Origin of the sequence: Flagellimonas crocea (assembly GCF_033441595.1) — a bacterium.
GTDB classification, from domain to species: Bacteria; Bacteroidota; Bacteroidia; order Flavobacteriales; family Flavobacteriaceae; genus Flagellimonas; species Flagellimonas crocea.
In genome coordinates this window covers 124939-143929 of record NZ_JAUZVX010000002.1, presented here as the reverse complement: position 1 = coordinate 143929, position 18991 = coordinate 124939, and the positions used below count along the sequence as shown (strand labels likewise).

At 41.6% G+C, this 18991-nt stretch carries 21 protein-coding genes; 18 read left to right on the top strand and 3 right to left on the bottom strand.

All coding sequences use genetic code 11. From position 1 onward, the window contains the following. Positions 1 to 52: 52 nt before the first annotated feature. The 5 genes from SD449_RS05885 to SD449_RS05865 all read left to right on the top strand — a co-directional run bounded on the left by SD449_RS05885 (position 53) and on the right by SD449_RS05865 (position 5077). Complete coding sequence (locus SD449_RS05885) at positions 53 to 2458, top strand: aminotransferase class I/II-fold pyridoxal phosphate-dependent enzyme (RefSeq protein WP_166250192.1); 2406 nt, start codon at positions 53 to 55, stop codon at positions 2456 to 2458. Between the two features lie 12 nt (positions 2459 to 2470). Beyond that, entirely contained in the window at positions 2471 to 3310 is an 840-nt protein-coding gene (locus tag SD449_RS05880) for an RteC domain-containing protein (RefSeq protein WP_127142150.1), read from the top strand. Between the two features lie 287 nt (positions 3311 to 3597). Continuing rightward, positions 3598 to 3876, top strand: coding sequence for a helix-turn-helix domain-containing protein (locus tag SD449_RS05875; protein WP_166250191.1), 279 nt, complete (start codon positions 3598 to 3600; stop codon positions 3874 to 3876). 2 nt (positions 3877 to 3878) lie between these two features. Beyond that, positions 3879 to 4418, top strand: coding sequence for a hypothetical protein (locus SD449_RS05870; protein ID WP_166250190.1), 540 nt, complete (start codon positions 3879 to 3881; stop codon positions 4416 to 4418). Further along, complete coding sequence (locus SD449_RS05865; RefSeq protein ID WP_166250189.1) at positions 4415 to 5077, top strand: P-loop NTPase family protein; 663 nt, start codon at positions 4415 to 4417, stop codon at positions 5075 to 5077. The genes SD449_RS05870 and SD449_RS05865 overlap by 4 nt, the downstream gene beginning before the upstream one ends. Before the next feature lie 4 nt (positions 5078 to 5081). On the opposite strand, the gene SD449_RS05860 is transcribed toward SD449_RS05865, so the two are convergent. The 3 genes from SD449_RS05860 to SD449_RS05850 are packed head-to-tail and all read right to left on the bottom strand — an operon-like array spanning position 5082 to position 6838. Further along, positions 5082 to 5894, bottom strand: a complete 813-nt coding sequence (locus SD449_RS05860) for an ImmA/IrrE family metallo-endopeptidase (RefSeq protein WP_166250188.1) — start codon at positions 5892 to 5894, stop codon at positions 5082 to 5084. After that, positions 5878 to 6192, bottom strand: coding sequence for a hypothetical protein (locus SD449_RS05855; protein ID WP_166250187.1), 315 nt, complete (start codon positions 6190 to 6192; stop codon positions 5878 to 5880). The genes SD449_RS05860 and SD449_RS05855 overlap by 17 nt, the downstream gene beginning before the upstream one ends. 10 nt (positions 6193 to 6202) lie before the next feature. Further along, positions 6203 to 6838, bottom strand: coding sequence for an RNA polymerase sigma factor (locus SD449_RS05850; RefSeq protein WP_166250186.1), 636 nt, complete (start codon positions 6836 to 6838; stop codon positions 6203 to 6205). Positions 6839 to 7454: 616 nt separating this feature from the next. Between SD449_RS05850 and SD449_RS05845 the strand changes: the two genes are divergently transcribed. The 13 genes from SD449_RS05845 to SD449_RS05785 all read left to right on the top strand — a co-directional run bounded on the left by SD449_RS05845 (position 7455) and on the right by SD449_RS05785 (position 18752). Next, positions 7455 to 8435 carry a CBASS oligonucleotide cyclase gene (locus tag SD449_RS05845; protein ID WP_166250185.1) on the top strand — a complete coding sequence of 327 codons (981 nt, stop codon included), beginning with the start codon at positions 7455 to 7457 and terminating at the stop codon, positions 8433 to 8435. 38 nt (positions 8436 to 8473) lie between these two features. Continuing rightward, the gene (locus tag SD449_RS05840; protein ID WP_240905092.1) at positions 8474 to 8947 is read left to right on the top strand and encodes an HORMA-1 domain-containing protein; all 474 of its coding nucleotides are present in this window, start codon (positions 8474 to 8476) and stop codon (positions 8945 to 8947) included. Then, positions 8947 to 9831 carry an ATP-binding protein gene (locus SD449_RS05835; RefSeq protein WP_166250183.1) on the top strand — a complete coding sequence of 295 codons (885 nt, stop codon included), beginning with the start codon at positions 8947 to 8949 and terminating at the stop codon, positions 9829 to 9831. Before SD449_RS05840 ends, SD449_RS05835 begins: the two co-directional genes overlap by 1 nt. Beyond that, the gene (locus SD449_RS05830; protein WP_166250182.1) at positions 9828 to 10673 is read left to right on the top strand and encodes an SMODS-associated NUDIX domain-containing protein; all 846 of its coding nucleotides are present in this window, start codon (positions 9828 to 9830) and stop codon (positions 10671 to 10673) included. Before SD449_RS05835 ends, SD449_RS05830 begins: the two co-directional genes overlap by 4 nt. Positions 10674 to 11054: 381 nt before the next feature. Continuing rightward, positions 11055 to 11342 (top strand): hypothetical protein, encoded by a 288-nt coding sequence (locus tag SD449_RS05825; RefSeq protein ID WP_166250181.1) that lies wholly within the window; start codon positions 11055 to 11057, stop codon positions 11340 to 11342. Between the two features lies 1 nt (position 11343). Beyond that, complete coding sequence (locus SD449_RS05820; RefSeq protein ID WP_166250180.1) at positions 11344 to 11622, top strand: hypothetical protein; 279 nt, start codon at positions 11344 to 11346, stop codon at positions 11620 to 11622. Continuing rightward, positions 11615 to 14026, top strand: a complete 2412-nt coding sequence (locus SD449_RS05815) for a TraG family conjugative transposon ATPase (protein WP_166250179.1) — start codon at positions 11615 to 11617, stop codon at positions 14024 to 14026. The genes SD449_RS05820 and SD449_RS05815 overlap by 8 nt, the downstream gene beginning before the upstream one ends. Further along, on the top strand, positions 14023 to 14628 hold the full coding sequence (locus SD449_RS05810) for a conjugal transfer protein (RefSeq protein WP_205791799.1): 606 nt from the start codon (positions 14023 to 14025) through the stop codon (positions 14626 to 14628). The genes SD449_RS05815 and SD449_RS05810 overlap by 4 nt, the downstream gene beginning before the upstream one ends. Before the next feature lie 2 nt (positions 14629 to 14630). Then, positions 14631 to 15470, top strand: a complete 840-nt coding sequence (locus SD449_RS05805; RefSeq protein ID WP_166250553.1) for a hypothetical protein — start codon at positions 14631 to 14633, stop codon at positions 15468 to 15470. Positions 15471 to 15487: 17 nt separating this feature from the next. Continuing rightward, positions 15488 to 16114, top strand: a complete 627-nt coding sequence (locus SD449_RS05800) for a conjugal transfer protein TraK (protein WP_166250178.1) — start codon at positions 15488 to 15490, stop codon at positions 16112 to 16114. Then, positions 16095 to 17012, top strand: a complete 918-nt coding sequence (traM, locus tag SD449_RS05795; protein ID WP_166250177.1) for a conjugative transposon protein TraM — start codon at positions 16095 to 16097, stop codon at positions 17010 to 17012. The genes SD449_RS05800 and traM overlap by 20 nt, the downstream gene beginning before the upstream one ends. A gap of 17 nt (positions 17013 to 17029) precedes the next feature. Next, positions 17030 to 17842 (top strand): DUF4138 domain-containing protein, encoded by an 813-nt coding sequence (locus SD449_RS05790; protein ID WP_166250176.1) that lies wholly within the window; start codon positions 17030 to 17032, stop codon positions 17840 to 17842. Positions 17843 to 18035: 193 nt separating this feature from the next. Beyond that, a complete protein-coding gene (locus tag SD449_RS05785) occupies positions 18036 to 18752 on the top strand; it encodes a HEPN domain-containing protein (protein ID WP_166250175.1) in 717 nt (238 codons plus the stop codon). The last annotated feature ends 239 nt before the right edge of the window (positions 18753 to 18991 follow it).

The following is an 18991-nucleotide window of genomic DNA, read 5'->3' as shown; positions in this document are numbered from 1 at the left end:
TCGTTAATCTGACAATTGCCATTACTTTTTAGGACATTTTAAACCAAACGATATGGCCAAGATCAAACACCACAATTTTTTGAACACCGTTCACGAGGTGTTCACCGATGCCAAACAGGCCGGAGTATTACATCTGTATGCCGGGGGAAAATCCTTTTCTGGTAGAACCATTGAAGTTGAAGGCAGGGAACTGTATCATTTCGGGACCACGGGGTACTTGGGACTGGAGCAGGATACGAGGTTAAAAACCGCTGCCATGGATGCCATAGAAAAATATGGCACCCAATTTCCCCTGTCGAAGTCCTATATCTCCAATCCCCTTTATAAAGATTTGGAAGCGCACATCCATGAAATGTACAGGCATCCCATAGTCATTACCAAGAACAGCACTCTGGGCCACTTAGGGGTCATCCCTAGTGCCGTGGAGGATGATGATGTGATCATCTTGGACCATCAGGTACATTGGAGCGTGCAGAATGCAGCCAAGATGCTCAAGACACGTAGCGTTCCCATCGAAATGATACGTCACAATAATCTGCAAATGTTGGAGGACAAAATAAAGAAGTACCAACATTCCAAACGGCACATCTGGTATATGGCCGATGGCATCTACTCCATGTATGGGGACTACGCCCCAGTAAAGGAGTTGATGGAATTGTCCAAGAAGTATCCACAGCTCCACTTTTATTTTGACGATGTGCACGGTATGAGCTGGGTGGGAAAAAATGGAACGGGCTATGTACTCGATCAGCTCAAGGAACTACCAGAAAACGTACTTCTTTTCGGCACCTTAAGTAAAACCTTCGGGGCCAGTGGCGCGGTCTTGGCATGTTCCAACCCTGAAATGTACGATAAGATAAAGACCTTTGGTGGTCCTTTGACCTTTTCGGCCCAATTGGAACCAGCCTCTGTGGCTGCCGCCATAGCCTCTGCGCAAATCCATCTTTCCCCTGAGATCTATGAATTACAACGCGAGTTGCGGGAACGCATTGCTTATTTCAATGCATGCCTGTCTGCGACCGAACTGCCTTTGATCGACCAGAACGAGTCCCCAGTTTTTTACATTGGTACAGGGATGCCCAAAACGGGTTACAACTTTGTCAACCGATTGATGAGAGAAGGTTTTTTTGTCAATCTGGGCATATTCCCTGCGGTGCCTGTCAAGAATACTGGGGTTCGCATCACCATATCCAGACATAATGAAAAGGCCGAAATTAAAGCATTGGTAGAAGCCTTGGAATATCATTTTCCCTTGGCCCTACAGGACACGCAAACGAATCCAGAAAGGGTGTTCCATGCCTTTAAGCTGGAGCCCAAGGTCAAAAATGAACCGCAGCAGTCCAATAATCTAAACATCGAAATTTGGGATACCATCCGCCAAGTCGATAGAAACCAGTGGAACCGATTTATGGGAGGGCAAGGCGTCTATGATTGGGAGGGACTGCGATTTTTGGAAGAGGCATTCCAAGGAAACTCCAAAAAGGAACACAACTGGTTATTCCGATATGTAATCATCAAGGATTCCAAGGGCGTTCCCATACTGATGACATTTGTGACCCTCTCGCTTTGGAAAGATGACATGCTTGCCCAAGCCGAAGTTTCAGTAACTATTGAACAGGAGCGAACAACAAAGCCTTACCATTTGACCTCTATGGTGCTGTCCTTGGGTTGTTTGTTTACCGAAGGTGACCATCTCTACTGGGACACCATTCATAAACAGAGGGATGCCGCAAGGGAAACCCTATTGGAACTCCTAGAAAAAATGGAGCGTCAGCTGGAAGCAAAGATGACCGTGCTGCGGGACTTTGGGCCAAAAACAGCTTGGAACGAAACCATCTACGGGCATGGCTTCTTGCGAGTACAAATGCCCAACTCCTGTGCCGTCGATTTGAAAGGGGTTGTTTCTATCAACGAGTACGTTGAACAACTATCCTCCCGAAACCGAAGGCATTTCCGTAAGGACATCCAACCCTTCCTTGAACTGACAGAATCAAAAATACTATCCAAGGCCAATCCACATGAAGTAAAGGAATTCAAACGTTTATTTGAAGAAGTCCAAAAACGGAACCTAGGGCTCAACACCTTTTCATTTCCCGACAAGCTGTTCGACAAGATGAACGAAAATCACCTTTGGGAATTTATCGTGCTTACCCCTAAAGGAAAACCCAATCAGATACTCGGTGCAATGTTCTGCTATACCAATCAAACGGCCGTCTATATCCCTGCTTTTGTCGGCATGGACTATGACCATTTGGAAACGTATGCCACCTATCGGCAATTGCTGTATAAAACCATTGAACGGGCCATTGCACTCAAGCTCCCCAAAATCGATTTTGGGATGACAGCTTCGTTTGAAAAAAGAAAACTGGGAGCAACGGTCCATGAAAAATATGCCTATCTCCAGACCAATGACAATTTCATTTTGGAAATGATCGGGGTCATGGAAGGGCAGCACTAATGGTCGGTTATCATGAAATACCAAAAGCTGCTATCGGAATTTGAAGGTCAATTGGATACCTTGGAAAGCGGGAATGGGGATGTGCTGTTCAAGGCCGAAAAGGGCATTGCGATTGTGGAAAAGTGTATCCGAAAGCTACAAAAACAGATTACTGGAAAAACCTTTGCCACACAAGCCGATGAGATTTACTTTTTCAAACATGTCAAGCCCCAGATATTCAGCAAGCTCATCTACTACGCCAGGCTCTTTAGTATCGAGAGCAAACGTCCCCGTGGCAACAATGCCGCCCAAATCAAATACCTCCAGCACCAAATTGACAAGTTACAGGCCTTCTTCAATGACAATTTGGAATTCTATAATTATTACCGTCGCGGTGCCATGTCCTTGGATGAACAATATTTTGTCCGTGGAAACCGAGACCTACGACTCCCCTTGGAATCCTTCCATTTCTTGATTGACAACCAATTTTCCACATGTCAGGACGGGACCGTGGCCACCATTATGGCCTATGATATGCTGATTGTATACCTGAGAAAGGAAGTAGATGATTTGAACAACACTCTTGAACCCCAAAAGAACACACCCATGGAAAAACCCTCAAAATTATTCTGGACCGGCAGCAAGACCGATCTCATCGAACTGCTCTATGCCCTTCATGCCAGTGAATCCATTAATGGCGGCACGGTCGACATCAAGGAAATGGCCTCCCATTTTGAACACTTTTACAATATCGACTTGGGCAATTACTACCATACCTTTATCGAAATCAGGTCAAGAAAGACCAGTAGAACTCGATTCTTGGACAAGCTCATAGAACTGCTCCACCAGCGTATGGAATCATTGGATGAATGACCATGTATTTTTTCCCAAGTTGGTACCCAACTTGGGATTTTTGGTTTTGAGCCAATTTCAATCCCTTTTTTGTACCATATCAGACAATAGAATTGGTTGCCACCTATCAAATCCCTCTATACCTGACCAAATTTTATGTTGTAAAAATCTTTCCCAAGGTGGGACCCACCTTGGGAAGTTTTTCCAAAATCATTTTTCAGTTTTGTGATGAAAGTCAAATCAGTGGAAGGGCCATCAAATGAAATGAGAGTAATGCGGTGGTCCTTCTTTTTAAAAACTCAAAAACTATGGGAGCAACCATTATTACCACAGAAGACCTTATGGAATTCAAAGTTGAACTACTGGAGGATATCAAGGATCTATTGGAAAACCAAAACAAATCAACCAACAAAAAATGGCTCAAATCCAATGAGGTTCGGGAATTATTGGGAATTTCACCCGGCACATTACAAAACCTTCGTATTAACGGCACATTACCTTATACCAAGATCGGTGGAGTCCTCTATTACGAGTACCATGAAATCATGGGGGTATTGGAGCAGAACAAGATCCATAACCGTATCTAGCTTTGGAAGACGTCAATTACATCAAGCATCTCAATGGGGTATTTGAACAATTCTCCAAGGACAGCCGGCTGAATCCCACCCATATCAGCCTCTATGTGGCCTTGTTTCAATTTTGGAACACCAACTACTTTAAATCGGAATTCTTTATCAACAGGGATGAAGTCATGCAGATTGCCAAAATCGGATCAAAATCTACTTATCATCGATGTATCAAGGAACTTGACCATTGGAGCTATATAGTCTATACCCCGTCCCACAATCCTTTTAAGGGGAGTCGCATCAAGATGTTCGATTTTGGGACAAGTGCTGGACAAGTGGTGGACCCAAGCCATACCTATATCGGGACAAGCAATGGACAAGCAGTGGTACCTACAAACAAACCTATACAAACCTTAGAAAACCAAAAAAACAATAACAAACCACGAAATTTCAAAAAATTGGATGTTTATGCTCCAGGAAACAGAAACAAACAGAAGACCACTGTCCCATATCAGGACAACCTAAAAACCAAGAAACACAAAAATTACAACGAACCCCTGTGAAGTACCATGCTCCACATATCATCACCGAAGGAACCACCCACTATCCCATAGGTGCTCTCAAGGGTCGAGAAATCCAGTACGATTTTGAAAAAATCCTCATCTATCTCGACGCCAAGGGAAAACTTCTGTTCGGGAAAAAATTTAAAATCTACCGTGAGGATAGAGAGATTCTGTATAAGCTCTGTCTCTACTTTATTCGGGACAAGACCCGATGTGGTCAAATGGGAATTGATGTCAACAAAGGTCTTCTCCTCTCAGGGCCGGTGGGTTGCGGAAAGACAAGTCTTATGAAATTGTTGAAACACATTGTTCCACACCAGCGGCCCTATGAAGTTATTCCCTGTCGGAACATTGTATTTGGTTTTAATCACATTGGCTTTAAGATTATCGAAGATTATGGCAATTCCCAATTCTTTTGTTTTGATGATCTCGGAGTAGAACCAACTGGCAGACACTTTGGGCAAGACTGCAACGTCATGGGCGAAATCCTGCTTTCCCGACACGAACTCTTCATCAATGAAAAACGCAAGACCTATGCCACTACCAACCTCAATGCCCAAGAGCTTGAGGAACGTTACGGCACCCGAGTGAGATCTAGGATGCGGGAGCTTTTCAATTTGGTGGGGTTTGATAAAGGAAGTAGGGATAAGAGGGTGTAGAATTTTACTCCTCCCATATTAAACTTAAAGTATGTTTATCTCGTGCTAAGCAATGCTCCTTAAAAGGTAATTCCGCTTGATGGGAATATTTAATGTTGAACCAATCCATGGCAAATACGGGCTCCGTCGTAGTTATTTTTCTATTGAGTTCGAAATATTCTCCTGCAACGGTATCTTCGGGTAATTTGTCTTTGCCATACTTCAACCAGCGAAATCTAAAATCACTTGATGACCAATACCACTTTATTTTCTTGTCATAAGCATAGACAACCATAATAGGGTGATTTCCAATTGAACAAAATCTCAGGGCGGTCGCAGAAATACTGGTGCCATATTTTTTCGCCAATTCTTGGATTATTCGGTATTGGAATTTTTTTTGGAAACAGTATTTTCTAAAACTTGTTTCGGGCATAAGCAAGCAGGAGGCAAAGTAGTCAGCTTGTCTTTCGGCCCTGTTTTTGCTTTTAAAACCTGTAAAAGAACAATGGCTTGGAGACAAACCCTTTAATAAAGAGTTTCTATGGTCGTCAATAAAATAGTGCCCCAATTCGTGTCCAAATGTGAAGCGAGCTCTTTCTGAATAGGCTTGTTGAAGTCTGTCAAGGTTTATGAAAATATGAAAATCGTTGTCCTCACACTCAAGTAGCCCATCGAAGGAATCAGAGTAATTTCCGAAGCTAGAAGTGATATTGTTCTTATCAGCTATGACAATTGGGTCGATTTGGCCATGCGGGAAGTAATAATCTGCAATACTACTTGCTAGTGCATTTATGTCGATTACATCTCTTTCAGAAAGGAATTCACTTTTTTCTTGCATTCCGTTTATCCTTATCCATTTCCTCCCTATCTTTTTTGGATATTTTTTTACCATCTCTTGCAGCCATAGCTAAGTTTCTGGCAGCTTTGTTTTCCCCCGAAGACTGAATAGGTAAAATCTTTGGATTTATCGAGGTCTCATCGCCATTAATGATATCTTCTATTTTTGGCCATTTAACAGGGGATACAAATTCATTACCAAACTTTTCTTCAAATGATTTGATTTCATCGACTTCCTTTGGTATAGCATATCCGTATTTACGTAAAAGCTTTCTTATGTCTTTTTTATCGGATGACATTTTTTTCCAATTATAGTTTTTTCTTAACGAGATCTTCTATGGTTTTTTTAGTTCTGGAGATAATTTGCCTGATATTCTGCCAGGTAGTTTCAAAAGTTTCTTCCATTAGTCGGATTTTTTCAGAGGTCATCCTTCTGTCATCCTCATATAGGAAAAAATACATTCTTACGATGTCACTTTTGCGCTCTGGTAATTCAGCCAGACATGAGTCAATCAAATTATGTCTTTTAATTAATTCTTTATCCAGAGTGTCAAAATCCTCATCCAATAATGCCCACTTCCATTCACTTTCCGCATCGTCAATAATGGTTGTTTCATTTTCTCTTACAGGCTTGTTTTTTCTGAGTTCCTCCAAAAGCTTGTAGTGCGCAATTGTTGCAAGATAAGCTTTATATCCATCTTCCTGAGTACCATGTTTATTGGAATTAAATTCCCAATCGAGAGGGGAGTTCCATATTTTCAGGAAAACTTCCGTCATTACATTTAAAGCAAGTTCTTCTTTTTGCAAAATAAACCCAATATGCTTAAATGCTAGATTATAGACAAACCCTCTGAATTCCTCATACAGTTTTGTTATCGATTCATTGGCTTCCTTGGGAGATGACTCTTTATCCGCAATAATAAGCAGGTGGGTTTCTATATCCATAAATAACTTCAATGCTATATGTAAATAGTGTGACGATTATTTTTTTGTCACACTTTAATCATATGATAATGTCAAAGGAATTAATTGACTGGTTTCATTACCACGGGGGAGATTTGTAAAGTAGTAATAATCTTATTAAAATAAAAATTATGGCGAAAGATTCATCAGGCAAAAAGTTTAATAGAATACCTGAACACAAAAGGAAAGTTGGTGGAAAGACAATAACCGTAAAAGAACATTTAAGAAGCAATAGGAGGGACAGCAAAGGAAAGTCATGAGCGGAACTCCACAGCTCTGAATGGAGAAAGTTTAATTTAAAATTATAGTATGAATTCGATTGAAGTATCAAAAAGGCGATTGAGCATTTGCCATAAAGGTAATTGTGTAAATGTCAAGGGCGATCTAGCTAAAACTATTGTTTTTGGACTAGCAGTCCTTATTGTGATTAGTGGCATAGCTTCAAGGTTAGAAAATTCTAATTAGAAGTTTACTTATGGCAGCTTATTAATGGCTGCCATAAGTAAAGTGGCTAACAAGTCAATTTGTCATAACCATATCAAAAAGCGGATTGGCGCAGAAATTGAAAAGAATATGTTAAGAAAACACTCAAAGGAAGATGAAATTAGATAACAATAGCCTACGTCCTTTTATTGATAAAATTAGATTACACAAGGACAATATGCCCAAGTATCGTGACCAGATAAACAATTTAAAAAAGAAGCTGGAAGAAAAAATTGAAAATGATGAAAGCAATGGCCTGAAAGTAACAAAATATCTGTTAGCAGGTTCTTGGAAAAAGCATACAATTCTAAGACCTACTGGAGACAATCCTATTGATATAGACTTGGTCCTCTTTGTTTCAGGTGATGAAAACATTCATAACGACCTAAAGAAGCTCCATGATTTTATTGTTGAATACTTACAAGAAATATATCCTCAAAAAGACATCACCCAAGATGTTGATGCCGAAGGGAACACCAAGTCAATTAAAATTCGGTTTTCGGGTTCAGGTCTAGAAGTGGATATTGTGCCCGTAGTACCCATAGAAAATCCTGAAAATTATGTCTGGCAACCACAACGGGGAGGCGGTGGAAAGTATATTACAAGTGTAGAAAACCATTTAAGTTTTTCTGTTGATCTAAGGAAAAACAATCCATCTTACACCTCAATAGTCAGGGCTCTAAAATGGTGGAAAAACTATAAAGAGCTAAAGCCATATGATGATGAGCCTGGTATTTCATCATTCTGTATTGAATTGATAGTGGCCTATCTCGATATTACCAAGGGCATTGAAACCGATATCGAAGAGGCGATTATTAGGTTTTTTCAATTTTTGAGCGAATCAAGTTTCCCGGAAATTGAATTTGCTCATTCGATAAATACTATACCTTATTACACAACGCCCATATATATAGCTGATGATACGAACAATGAGAACAATGCGGCAAAGAAAATTGATGATTCAAAATGGAAGGAAATAGTTGAGGAAGCGGAGGATGCATTCGATTCATTGAATTTAGCTCAATCAAGAAATAACAAGGGCACCACTGTTGATGAATGGAAGCGCGTCTTTGGTCCAACTTTTAGTATAAATTAATTATGTATAGCACACAAACAAACACTAGCACCTACACGGTGACAGATATTAGAAAGACATTTGAGAACTGCATTGCAGATTTGAGAATGATAGCCAGAAGAACTGGCAAATGGGATTCCGCCTATGTAGATAGATTGAGAAATGACATATTGAAACTTGCCGAGAGCAAGTACCTAGCATGTGTGACGGTAATCCTAAAAAGAAAAAATACGGGATATCAAATTCGAGCCGCTAAGTTCACTGTAAATGAAAATGGCTCTACCTCAGAAGGGGATAGAGCAGGCAGAAACTATGAGTGGCCATCCGATGATGACACCTACCTTTCAGTAATTCTTAGCTACACATCTGCCTGGCATTCTTTATCCACACAGCAGAAGAACGAATTTAGTAGGGATTTCGAATTTACTTGGACAAGCACCACTGAGGATATTTCATTTTCACATTTAAGTTCGGACAGAGCTCAACTCTATGGCAGTAATAACTATGAACTTCAAAAAACCAATTTTAAATAATGGCTTCAATATTTGATAACACAATTGAGCTTCCAAGCAAAGAGATTCATTTGCAATCAGAGTATTTAGTTGGTTTTGAAAACAAGTTCAATCGTATTTACAATAACCTCAAACTTCTTTTGGACCAAGAAAGTCTTACTGAGTGGAGTAAAAAATATCATAAGGTTGAACTACCTATAATAAGGCAATTAAAGGAGAAGTACCCCTTGATAATATTGGCTGGGGATGCGGGAACAGGCAAAACCGTTTCTGCTACGGCAATTGCCGATAGGATGACAAGGGAACTTAAAAAAGAAGGCTTTTTCCTAAAACTAAGTACTCGGGTACGCGGGGAAGGACTTCACGGTGAAATGGGAAAACTTGTGAATGACGCCTTTGCACAATTAAAGCAGCAAGCGGGTAAAAGACGTTTTGCGTTTCTACTGATTGATGAGGCAGATGCCATCGCAACTACACGTTCTACAAATCAAATGCACCAAGAAGAAAAAGCAGCTGTCAATACTTTAATCCAAAAAATTGATGAAATTCGGGATTTAAATGGTAGGGCGATAATTTTTATGTCGACCAATAGGTTACATTTTATTGATGAAGCAATTCTTAGGAGGGCAGCAGTTGTTTTGGAGTTTGAAAGACCTTCTTTTGATGAGTGCAAAGAACTTTACTCTCAAAGCCTTGAAGGCTTGGATTTTACCAAGGAACAGCTGGAAGAACTGGCATCAATGTCGGTATCTTGGGAAGAATCTGGACTTGGTTATTCTTTTTCAGATATTCGTTTAAAGGTTTTACCTGAGGCAATAGCCAACTCTTTTCCAGACAATCCTATATCGTTTTCTATTTTGAAAAAGACCATACAATCCATAAAGCCAAGCCCAGAAATAAAATGATTAGAAAAATACTTCAGGCAATAATTGCATTAGGCCTATTGATATATGGCTATTTCTTTTTGTCAGGTTCAGATTTGCAACCCGAATTTGTTGGTGCTGGTGTTATTGGTCTGCTTACACTTTTGGCTTTGTTGGTTGAATCTATTGTAATTAACCGGAATAGGTTGGGACTTATGGTTTACTGCAAATGGCTTGCTCTCAGAAAACAAAGAATAAGATTCTCTATGGCATATCTTTATCGAATCAAGGTGGATGACAAATACCTATTGGTGAAAAATAGTAATTTTCCACACTATCAATTGGTTGGGGGAAAATATAAGATTTTGGAAGGTACCCGGTCATTTCTTCAAAAAGAGTTTAAAGCCATTGATGATCCCAAATTGCCGAATAAAGACCTGATGAAAGATGACTTCGCATTGTTCATTCCGGCAAGCAAAGCGATCAAATTCCTAGATTGGTTTAACAAGGGGGAGGATCGTGAAATTAGCCATTGGAGAGAGTTTTATGAGGAATTAATTGAGGGCAAAGCGAAACTTTTGGACAAGGAAAAATTCCCATACATAAATTACAATTTTAAGGGAAGGATACGGACTCCAATAAAAAGAACTCCTGGATGGGATTGTTACGAAATTCTACAATACGACATACTGGATATTATCCCTACACCAGAACAGAGGCAGGAGTTAAAGAAACTACAAGAGAAAGGCGATAAAAAATACCATAAATGGGCTGATGCAGAATTAATTCGATGCCTAGGTCATGATAACAGACAAATGAAACAGCTTTATGATATTGGCATTCATACAAAGTGGGCACTAAACATGAAATGGAGTAAAGAATAAACTGAACCTGTTTTTTTGTCCCTTAGTTGCTAAGAATGTTTGTTTTAGTGTTTCTAGAATAATTTTGGATTGCAAGCCAAGTATTTCAATCCTCAAATTTTTAATTGTCCTGGCCTAATACAATAGTGCGACAGCTCCATAGTTTTTTAATGTCAAAATCAAAAAACTGATGTTTTTGAGATTTAACTATAATTGTCCTTTAAAACTATTCAACACACCGCCTATAATTTCCCATAAATTTTGATGCCAATTCACATCAATAAAACATATCTAAAATCAAATAATATTTTATTCACAAATAACTGTTTATCAAATATTTGAATAAATATTCGCAGTACTTTTCAAGTATCAAAAATCGTCTAATCCCAAAGCGTTTACGATATGCGAAAATCTTTCTTCATCACCATTCTTTTCTTATTTGTTTCCAGTTCCATTTTGGCCCAGATCGGGGGCATCGAGGATTCTGTCAATGATATTTCCGATACCATACGGGCCATTTTCCCCATCATCCTAGGGGTTATCTTTTTGGTAGGTTTCCTTTTTAATGCAGGACATTTCTTTGGCGAGAACGCCGATCTTAAAAAAGGGATTACCCGGGTTTTAGTCTTTGTCCTGATTGCAGGGGCCGTTGTGGGCATCTTTACCTATCTCATCGGAATCGTAGTGTAAGATGAAAAAGTACGAAGTCTACCGAAACATCCGCAAGCAGGCCATGATTATGGGCCTGCCCATTTCGCTCTTTGCCCTTTTAATGGTGTCCGTTATTGGCTCTCTTCTAGTCATCATCTTTTCATTCAGTTTAGGTGTCATCGTTGCCCTACTGCTGTTCAATGTCCTGCTCTATGGGGCATTGGCACAGTGGGTCAAAAATCCTCAGTTACTTTCCCTTCAAAAGGTCTTCCCCAAAATTATCAGCAACAAAAAACTAAGCCCGCTTTCCTATGAATAGAATCAACCTCAATTCCCATCATCCCATTTTGGACATTCAAAACCATGTGGTCTTTGCCAACAATGGTAATGTGGTCCTATGCTATAAGGTAGCGCTTCCTGAAATCCATTCCCTTTCCGAGCAAGATTTTGAGGAACTGCATAGCATGTGGTTTCAGGCCTTCAAATCCCTGCCCACAGCTACGGTCATCCACAAACAGGATAGCTACCAAAAAGTGGGATACGATGCCCAACAATTGCCCAACAATACCTTCCTGGAAAAGGTTACACATGATTACTTTAAGGGGAGGGAATACCTAAGTCACCATAGCTATCTATTCTTTGTGCTGCCTTTGGATAAAACCTTGAACGCGGCCAAATATGTCAACCCCTTCCGGAAAGCCGAAAAGGGGTTCCATCGAAAACTGGACGTGCAAGTTGCGGAGTTCATCACGGCGGTCAATGATACCGTTTCCTTTATCAACAATGGCCAACACGTTTTCTTGAGCCCAATGGCGTCTGATGACATCATCACCTATACGAACAACTACTACAATGGCTTCAACCAAGATTTCGATACTGATGTGCTACTGGACAACAAACACATCGAAATCGGTGACCATTTCTTCGATGTTATCGCCGTGACTAATGAAAGGTGTTTTGGCGGATCGGTCCAAAGCAGCAAGACCCATGAAAAATTCACCTCTGATGATTTCACCTTCCATCAAGGCTTTATCGATGGTTTGGGATTGGAGCTGAACGAGAACCATATCGTGAACCACATCCTTTATCTGGACGACAAACACAAATGGCGCAAACTTCTGGATAAGAAAGTGGAGGAATTGAGCAAGAGTTCCAATTTCGGTTCACAGAACAAAGTTGTGCTTAAAAAAGTCCAACATATTCTGGACCAAATCAACACTGATGATGCGTCGCGCATCATACGGGGCCATCTCAATATCATCTTTTGGCATTCGGAGGCCGAGCACCTGAAACGTATCGCATCCCAGATCAAGGCTGGTTTCAAGGAGTCGGACATCGTCCCATATCACCCCAATGGGGAGGAACGCAAGCATTATTTCCTGAACTCCCATCCCTGTCATGCCACCAACTTCTCCAATGAAGATCTATATGTGACCGATCTCAAACATGCCCTGTGTCTCTACATCAACAACACCAACTATACCTCCGACGCCACAGGCATCATCTTCAATGACCGTCAATACAACATCCCGGTATTGAAGGACGTCTGGGATGAAGGAAAGCATCGCATCAAGGCCCGGAACTTTGCCATATTTGCCCCGACAGGGGAAGGCAAATCCTTTTTGGCCAACAACATTTTACGACAGTATTTTGAACAAGGGGTTCGGCTGGTCCTTATCGATCTCGGTGGGTCTTACGCCAAGTTTGCCAAGCTGTACCCTGACCAATATGTCATCCTGCGCTATGAACAAGGCAAAAATCTGGGCATCAACCCATTTTATATGGCAGCGGATTCCGATTTGACCCCAGAGCGTTTGGAAGACCTCGCTGTTTTTCTCTTGGAACTGCTCGCTCAACACCATGCTTCCAAATCCCAAGAAGTGGCCATCAAAAAAGTACTGCTGTTGTATTATAAAACCATCCGGCAAGACTACTCTCTGGCTTCCCTCTACCAGTTCGTTGATGATCGAAAAGATACGCTCATCCAAGATCTACAGATCAAGGAAGCCCACTTTAGCACCTACGATTTCCTGCACATCCTCTCGGAATATGTGGAAGACGGGCCCTACAGTTTTCTGTTCAATACGGGTGCCGACCAAACCTACACCATCGAGGACAAACGCTTGATCATCTTTGAACTGGACGAGGTCAGGGACAACAAGGAAATCCTCTCAGTGATGTTGAAATTGATCAAGTCGGCCATCCAACGGACCATCTGGCGGAACCGTTCCGAACGGGGCATCATCCTGTTCGATGAGTTTGCCAAACAACTCAAGTTCCCCAATGTCCTGGAAAGTGTGGAATTCTACTATCAGGCCATCCGAAAACAGAACGGGGCCATCGGCATCATCCTACAATCCATCAACCAATTGCCCCAGAACTCCACCTCGACCAGCATACTGGAGAACACCCAGGTCATCTATAGCCTACGGAATGAAAAGGGCTATGATGCGCTTCAAAAGCGGCTCAATCTCTCCAGCCATGATTTGAACCAACTCAAATCCATCCGGAACAATCTGAGCGGGGAACGGAAGTACACCGAGATCTTTATCAAAATCGGGAAGGAAAGCAACGTTTTCCGTTTGGAAGTCCCACCCGAAGTGTACGCTGCCTATCTCACCGACGGCACGGAAAGCAACGAGATTATGGACCGCTATGAGGAGACCCATGATATGGAAAAAGCCATCAAGGCATTCATTCACTTTAAAAAAGCAACCCTATGAAGACAACAAAGCTACAAGCCCTTAGGAAAAAAGGCCAGACCTTGTTAATAGCCCTAACCACCACCCTATTACTGCCAACAGGCGCTGCCTGCCAAGGCATGCCGGTGTATGACAATACCAACTTTATCAGTATGGCCAAGTCGTTGGTGGAGTCGGCCAAACAGACCTCAGAGCTATTGAAGACAGTACAGTTTCTAAAAGAGCAAAAGGAGAACATCGTCAAGGTCAACAACGCCATCAAACAACTAAAAGCCTTGCAAGAGCTGACCAGGAACAATGAGCGGTTATTCCGTACCGTACAGCAAGATTTACGGGATATCCTAAACTCTCCCTATATCAAGGCAGGGGAAGTGGAACAGGTATCCCGCTCTTTTGAACAAATCATGGATACCGCCATTGACGACCTGGATTTTGTCAACCAGATCCTGTCCAATGACTTTTTAAAGATGTCCGATGCCGAGCGCACCGCCATTTTGATGGAAAAGAAGGTGCAGTCCCAAGAAATGGTGGCCGAGCTAGAGGTCAAGACCAGACGCTACCGGGAAATCATTTCCTTTCGGCGGATGCAGGATATCATCAATAATAGAGAAGAAAAGTATTGATGATGATGGGATATTTCTTGGGCATAGGATTGGAATATGTGGATGCGGTCTTTCAGACCATCAAGGACAGTGATTTTTCCCAATACACCATTGTTGGGATGAAGGCCTTGGCTGTGCTGTTCTTTTTGATCAACATCCTCAAAAAATACAATGAGGGCATCGCCACGACCGATGGTCATACCTGGGGCCTCACCCCTACCGAACTGGCCAAAAACTTTTTGATTGTGCTACTGGTCATTTTTTCCACACAGGTATTAGAGGTCTTTGACGGTATTTTGGTCGCCATTGAATCCCAATACCGGGACACGGCTCCGGCACTCCTCCCCTTACAGCTACAGGATGTGGACCTGGAACGGGATGTGGGTGCCCTGGAAGCCGCCAAAAAAGCGATGGCCATGCTCTATGAAGCCTTGGTCACTCCCTTGTACGGATTGAAAATGGTAGCTTTTGTCATAGCGGTTATGCTGTGGTTGTTGGATATATTCATCTATCCGCTCTTTTTGGCCGAACGATATTTCCTATTGGGAATCATGCAGGCCTTTTTCCCCTTGGTCATTAGCTTGGCCGTATTCGAGAAGTTTCGAGGTCTGGCCTATACGTACTTCAAGCTCTATGCAGGAGTCTATATGTTGGTGCCTGCCTTCTTTTTGGTCAATGTCTTTGTCAACAACCTCTATACGGAGATCAACACCAACTTTTGGGGCAGTCTGTTCGGCACGGATTGGGGCAGTGAATTTTTTGCCCCAGTTATCCAGCTAGGATCCATCGGATTTATTGTATTGCTCAAATTCAAACTGTACCGGAAGGCCATGAGTTTTACGTTGCGCCTGTTCACTGGTTAACTAAGATTTTACTAAAAATGAAAACACCCTTTAAAAACATACAACAGGTTTTGAGATTGAACCGGATTGTGGTTTTGGCATTGGTCGTTATGGCGGGCTTGGTCTGTATCACCGCGATTGTTTTGGTAGTCAAGATACACAAAGATAGCCTGAATCAGGCCTTTGTGGTCAGTTCCGACGGAGCGGTCATCCCCCTCCAATTGACGAATGAACGTGAGAACTTGGAAGTCGAGGCTTTGGCCCATCTGGAACAGTTCCACAATTGGTTCTATGGTGTGGAGGCCAACAGCTATGAAAAGAACATGGAAAAAGCCTTATGGTTGGGCAATGCCTCAGTGGGTGCCATCTTCCGTCAAAAAAAGGCAGACGGCTTCTATAACCGTTTATTGCAATATTCCCTCGTACAACAAGTGGAACGCATCGATTCCCAAATCGATATGGACCAAGAACCTTATGCCTTTCAGACCCGGACCCTGATCCATATCAATCGAGGTACGGTTACCGATACCTATGAATTGATAACCACGGGCAAGCTCATCACAGTGGCCCGTCATTTCCCCCACAACCCCCACGGGTTGCTCATCACTGATTTTTTTGAAAACTCCCTCCGTAAAATAGAATCCTATGAAACCACAGAAAAATAAAATCGTTTTTGCCATGGTCTTGGTAGGCGTGGTCCTTTTTATAGCAGTCTACTCCATTCTCACCTTTGGCAAGGACAAAAAAACCGAATTGAAACCCGATCGCATTCCAATGCCCGACCTGGAAGAGAACCAAAAGGTATACGAATCCAAGATGGAGGCCTTGGATGCCATTGAAGCTGAACGCGAAGTTACCGCACCACAAATCTACCCGGACCATATGGTGGATGATAAAGGCTATTTCAATCCCGACTATATGGAATATGAGAAACAGCGCATCATCGACAGTGTGTATAGCTCGGGTAGGTTCAACTATCATCAGGAACCTATTCCGAATTTGGACACAACCTCAATAACAGAACCTAAAACCGTGCCCGACCAAAACGAAATACCTACATCTGAGAGCGCTATCACAGCTGCCGAAATGGCCTTGGAACAGCAACTGTTCTTTGCTTCACATCCCAAGACTGTCAACAGCGAAATCAACTCTCCAGTAATGGTTGAAGTGGATGGCAAACAGGTATTGCGAACCAACAGTCGTATCCGGTTACGATTGGTGGAGCCCATGACCTTCAATGGCCATCACTTTCCAAAGTACACCACAGTGTTTGGCACGGTACGTTTCCAACCAAATCGGACCCTATTGCACATTACCCACATAAATCATATTCCCTTCGAGGGGGAGGCCTATGACCTACAAGATGGCTTAATGGGCCTCTACTTGGAAAACTCTCTACGTGAAGAAGCTACCCGTGAGATCACAGATGATATGGTACAGGATATCAATATCGCGGGACTACCCGAAGTAAGGGGCCTAAAAAGTTTATTTCAACGGAGGCAACGCCAACAAAAGGTGACCGTATTGGATGGTCATCGCTTACTACTACAACCAAAACCGTAATCATAAACAGTAACACCATGAAATATCAAACCCTTTTACCCGTCATCATACTCCTCTTTTTTGCCGTTTATGGCACATCCCAATCCTTGGATACCATTTATGCCAATGCGCATCAAGTTGTTTCCCTTACATTTCCCGACCCTATCCAGACGGGTATGACCGGTGCCCAAAACTTTGCCTTCAGTTTTGATCGAGAGAAAGCAGATAACTTGGGATTACTGCAGGCGGATAAAGATGTGACTAGTAATCTATTGGTCCGCACCACCGTTGGTAACCTCTACAGCTTTATCCTTGCCTATCGGGAGGACCTGCTCCAGTTGCATTATTTCATTAGGCCGAATCAATGTTTGAAAAACCCTTTTCAACATGATTCCCAGACCCAAGAAGCTACTGGTTCCATTCCAAAAAAACCGTCTCCGAAAGAAAAACAGTTTACGTTACTATGCACCCAATTGCTTGACAGGGAATCATCCGCACATAAATGGAGTAAGCGACAAAAAGGCATCAGGGCTAAACTAATAGATCAGGTCTACCATGATAATCAAGTCTATATGGTCTATGAACTGAGGAACCGATCCACAATTCCTTATGATTTAGGCCTGTTCCAATTATCAAAAGTATTGGGCACCCCCAAACGTAAAGCCTCTTATCAGGAATTGCCCATCACTCCCCTGTTCGAATTCCAAATGCCCAAACAGATCGGCGCTGGCGAAACGGTTCGCTTTGTGGTTGTCTACCCCAAGTTTACCTTAAACGCAAAGCAACAGCTACAAGTAAAGGTGTTGGAAGCCCATGGAAGCCGTAATCTTATCTTTAAGATAGTTAAGTAGACGTGAAATCAATCCTTCGGCCAACAACAATCATACCTAGCTTTTTCCTAACTTGTACATAAAGCACAAGTAATATGGCTTAAATCGGAAACATGGCTGTCAGGCATTTTTTTATAAATCCAGTACTATTACAATGAACAGAAAAAGCAAGCAAAAAAACGCCCAAACTAATAGGAAAGAGTTAATGTCTAGTATGAACAATTCAATTACATGGACAGAAAAGTTGGATAAAGGTTATTGGTTAATGAACCTTGGGTATCGCGATTACATCGCTGCCCGTTTCCTGCTTAACAACCATCTCATAGTGCAAGGGTTAACACTTGCAAGCACTTCCGTAGAAAAATACCTAAAAGCCCTGATTGTTTTCAATCTCGAGGTTCGAGAAAAATATCATTACCATTTCGATAAATTTGATAAGCTCAAAAACCTCCTTGAAAATGTCAATAAGGACATCACCAAAGAATTAGACCCAGTATTCTTGGAGATATTGGAAAATGCATTCAAAATCCGCTATTACGACAGGATTAAGAGCCCAATCTTTATTGGCCTTTACATCAATCAGTTTATTGGTGAATTGGATTATACCATTGACTTTATTGAACGGTTCATTGTCAATACACAAAATGGGGGCGAATCTATATCTGCATATAGCAGAGCAATCAAAAACAATGAGCCACACCTTTATGAAAATAACTTCATTCTCAACAAGGAGGATAAAAAGGAGCACATGGAAAAAACTGATGTGGGATTTTCAATTCACCTCCGAATGGGATCCGTCTCTCAAGAAGAGAACATCGTAAAGGGAGGAAGTACTAAAAATAAATATGAAGGCCAAATAGCAAGGTTCACAGAATTTAGCGAACATTTATTTGGAATCCATAAAAGTGGTGATTTCGTCCTAAAAGAATAAGACGCTTTTTCCAATAAAGAACTGATTGCTGATTTAAGTAAATCACCTATTCACATCAATTTAATTGTGAATAACCAAAAATTCTTTTGAATGTCCTTATCTACGTTACATCCTATTCTCAACACTATTTTATTTTAAATCATATTACACAATCTTCACTAAAGACAATCTCATATTACGTTTTTCCGTAATCACATTATTGGCAATTTGTATAGTTTAGTTTCCATTGATTTAAAATG

Coding starts and splice junctions, on each gene's coding strand:
- SD449_RS05885 (WP_166250192.1), top strand. CDS start 53: ATGGCCAAGATCAAACACCACAATTTTTTGAACACCGTTCACGAGGTG.
- SD449_RS05880 (WP_127142150.1), top strand. CDS start 2,471: ATGAAATACCAAAAGCTGCTATCGGAATTTGAAGGTCAATTGGATACC.
- SD449_RS05875 (WP_166250191.1), top strand. CDS start 3,598: ATGGGAGCAACCATTATTACCACAGAAGACCTTATGGAATTCAAAGTT.
- SD449_RS05860 (WP_166250188.1), bottom strand. CDS start 5,894: ATGCAAGAAAAAAGTGAATTCCTTTCTGAAAGAGATGTAATCGACATA.
- SD449_RS05855 (WP_166250187.1), bottom strand. CDS start 6,192: ATGTCATCCGATAAAAAAGACATAAGAAAGCTTTTACGTAAATACGGA.
- SD449_RS05850 (WP_166250186.1), bottom strand. CDS start 6,838: ATGGATATAGAAACCCACCTGCTTATTATTGCGGATAAAGAGTCATCT.
- SD449_RS05845 (WP_166250185.1), top strand. CDS start 7,455: ATGAAATTAGATAACAATAGCCTACGTCCTTTTATTGATAAAATTAGA.
- SD449_RS05835 (WP_166250183.1), top strand. CDS start 8,947: ATGGCTTCAATATTTGATAACACAATTGAGCTTCCAAGCAAAGAGATT.
- SD449_RS05830 (WP_166250182.1), top strand. CDS start 9,828: ATGATTAGAAAAATACTTCAGGCAATAATTGCATTAGGCCTATTGATA.
- SD449_RS05825 (WP_166250181.1), top strand. CDS start 11,055: ATGCGAAAATCTTTCTTCATCACCATTCTTTTCTTATTTGTTTCCAGT.
- SD449_RS05820 (WP_166250180.1), top strand. CDS start 11,344: ATGAAAAAGTACGAAGTCTACCGAAACATCCGCAAGCAGGCCATGATT.
- SD449_RS05815 (WP_166250179.1), top strand. CDS start 11,615: ATGAATAGAATCAACCTCAATTCCCATCATCCCATTTTGGACATTCAA.
- SD449_RS05810 (WP_205791799.1), top strand. CDS start 14,023: ATGAAGACAACAAAGCTACAAGCCCTTAGGAAAAAAGGCCAGACCTTG.
- SD449_RS05805 (WP_166250553.1), top strand. CDS start 14,631: ATGATGGGATATTTCTTGGGCATAGGATTGGAATATGTGGATGCGGTC.
- SD449_RS05800 (WP_166250178.1), top strand. CDS start 15,488: ATGAAAACACCCTTTAAAAACATACAACAGGTTTTGAGATTGAACCGG.
- traM (WP_166250177.1), top strand. CDS start 16,095: ATGAAACCACAGAAAAATAAAATCGTTTTTGCCATGGTCTTGGTAGGC.
- SD449_RS05790 (WP_166250176.1), top strand. CDS start 17,030: ATGAAATATCAAACCCTTTTACCCGTCATCATACTCCTCTTTTTTGCC.
- SD449_RS05785 (WP_166250175.1), top strand. CDS start 18,036: ATGAACAATTCAATTACATGGACAGAAAAGTTGGATAAAGGTTATTGG.